Below are 2,681 nucleotides of genomic sequence, written 5' to 3'. Positions count from 1 at the left end.
TTTTCATTTGGTAAATTTCTTAAATATTTGTGGCTAAACGACAACCGTCATCCCGCTGCTTCTTAGCGGGATCTAGAGATACCGCGAATGAATCGCGGTATGACGTAGGACTGCTGTCATTCCAGTGCTCCTTTTTTTTTATCGGAGTAGCTGACACTGGGATCCAGGAAACTTATAGCTCTTTTTACAATAATCCGAACAGACCGTAATATGCTACTGGCCTGCTATAGCCATAAACACATATCTTATCGCATTCAGACTATTATAAGAAAGGCTATAATTGAGTTCTATAGCTAAAGTGGCTCTACAATTTGAAAAACCGTCATTCCGCTACTCGTTAGCGGAATCTATACCGCGAATGAATCCATAGCTGTACGAACATTCATTTTTGAAGGTAAATTGCACAACAGATGATGTCATTCCAGTCTGGAATCCAGAAATTTTGCTTATAACTGAGCTGATGAGCTAAAGGTAGTTGTCTTATGCTAAAACGAACGTTTTTAATTAAGTTGCATAGAACCAGTGTCTAGGCATTGGCCCACTGGTGGCCCAAACTACAACGTTCGTACAGTTGTGGATACCGTGGCGGTATGACGTAGGGAAACCTTTCTTGGGTTAGCTATATGAGCTTTAAATTAAAACATCAAGTATGTTGAACTTAAAACATATCTCAGCTATACTTTGCGATAAAGTTAATAAAAATTTTAATAAAATCAGTAAGAATAACCTCTAGCTAAAATGAATACAAAGAGAGCTTTTTTGATATAAATAGTGTTAGAATAATTGGCAGGTACTTTATCAATTTTTTGTTAAAGCTTGTAGTGCATTCATATTTTTTATTCAATCTCTATACCACTGCCTTGTGCCACCATATTATTTTAGCAACATAGCAACACAAATTATAGAGATAGGCTTTTTCTCTCTGCCAATCGTTGGGCTCACTGGAGTTTTTATAGGAGCGGCAATAGTTTTACAAAGTAGCTTGAGTGACCCATTAATTAACCAAGAACAGATAATACCCAAACTTGTTACGATCACTATCATTAAAGAGTTAGGACCAGTTTTGATCAGCTTAATAATGGTAGGAAAGGTTGGATCATCAGTTGCAGCAGAAATTGGTACAATGCGCATCACCGAGCAAATAGATGCACTTACAACCTTGAACATCAACCCTTTTAAATATTTAATTGCACCAAGGATTTTAGCGTCAATCATAGTATTTCCCATACTTACAGTATGTGCAGATTTAATAGGAATATTTGGAGGATGTATCACTGCAGTCTTCGAATTTAACCACAATTTAAATATATACATTAAACACACAGCTCAGTTCTTTAATACGTATGATTTTATAACTGGGCTAATAAAAGCAACTGTATTTGGCGCCATAATTTCTGTCTCAAGCTGCCATTACGGTTACCATTGCAAAGAAGGTGCACGAGGAGTAGGTGTTGCTACAACATCAACTGTTGTTTTATCATCCATACTGATCATTTTAGCAAACTACATGATTACTTTGATACATGCGTAACCCCATAATATCAATATTGAACTTAAGCTTATCTTTTGATGATAGGACAGTACTAAAAGATCTAAATTTTGATATATTAAAAGGGGAATCATTAGTCATACTTGGTGGCTCAGGAAGCGGCAAATCTGTATTAACAAAAACAATTATCAGCTTGCTTGCTCCAGACTCAGGGTCTGTTAAAATAAACAGTAAAAGCAAAAATAAATTTGGGGTTTTATTTCAAAATTCCGCTTTATTTGACTACGTTACAGTGTGGAAAAATATATCTTTTAATTATAAAAAGCGCTTTAATATCAGCAAAAAACAGGCAAAACAGCTAGCAATCGAGAAGTTGAATGATGTTGGACTGGAGGAAAGCATAGCAGATATGTTTCCAATAGAGCTATCAGGTGGAATGAAAAAAAGAGTGGCACTTGCAAGGGTGATTGCACACAATCCAGAAATCATTATTTTGGATGAACCAACTTCAGGATTGGACCCAATTATGTCAGATATAGTAAACGAGATAATAATAAAATTATCTAGAGATCTTAACCCTACAATTATCACGATTACACATGATATTCATAGCGCATTTAAAATAGCTGATAAAATAGCAGTATTATATGAAGGGGAGATCATTTCCCATGGAACTGTTCAGGAAATACAAAATACTAATAACGAATATATAAAAAAATTCATTCATTATATATAGCTAAAGATATATACACTATTGCTAACAGTCATATTTTTAAGTTTTAACTTTGTAAAAGGTAGTGGACATTGAAATTCAGATTTTTTTCAAACTGGATCGTATAGCTAACACGTCATACCGCGATTCATTCGCGGTATCTCGGCATAGATTCCGCTAACTAGTAGCGGAATGACGAAGTAGCGGAATGACGAATTTGTCGTTTTTCAAATTGTCGTAAGTCAGATGACAGAAATTGTTTGTATTAGCTATATTCAAAAGCTCTATTGATATTTTGCAATATTTGTGATAAAATAATAGCTTAAGGTTGAGAGTAAAAATTTATGAGTGAAGCTCAAGGTCCAAATATTGCAGAATGGCAAGCGCAGCAGCAACACCAAGAGGCTGCTGGTGAGAAAAGTGGTTTTGATCTTGTTCATAGTGACTCTGTTTCAACAGTCGTGGATGGAATGAAATGGT

1 protein-coding gene and 1 pseudogene are annotated in these 2,681 nt (G+C 35.2%); both read left to right on the top strand.

Going from position 1 to position 2,681, the window contains the following annotated elements:
• The first annotated feature begins 764 nt into the window (after positions 1–764).
• A pseudogene (locus tag WGMM_RS03445) lies at positions 765–1,531 on the top strand (MlaE family ABC transporter permease).
• Positions 1,524–2,225 carry an ABC transporter ATP-binding protein gene (locus tag WGMM_RS03440; protein ID WP_038250148.1) on the top strand — a complete coding sequence of 234 codons (702 nt, stop codon included), beginning with the start codon at positions 1,524–1,526 and terminating at the stop codon, positions 2,223–2,225. Before WGMM_RS03445 ends, WGMM_RS03440 begins: the two are co-directional and overlap by 8 nt.
• Positions 2,226–2,681: the final 456 nt, after the last annotated feature.

Source organism: Wolbachia endosymbiont of Glossina morsitans morsitans (assembly GCF_000689175.1).
Classification (GTDB): Bacteria; Pseudomonadota; Alphaproteobacteria; order Rickettsiales; family Anaplasmataceae; genus Wolbachia; species Wolbachia pipientis.
This window is presented reverse-complemented; position numbering and strand designations above follow the sequence as displayed.

Coding starts and splice junctions, on each gene's coding strand:
- WGMM_RS03440 (WP_038250148.1), top strand. CDS start 1,524: ATGCGTAACCCCATAATATCAATATTGAACTTAAGCTTATCTTTTGAT.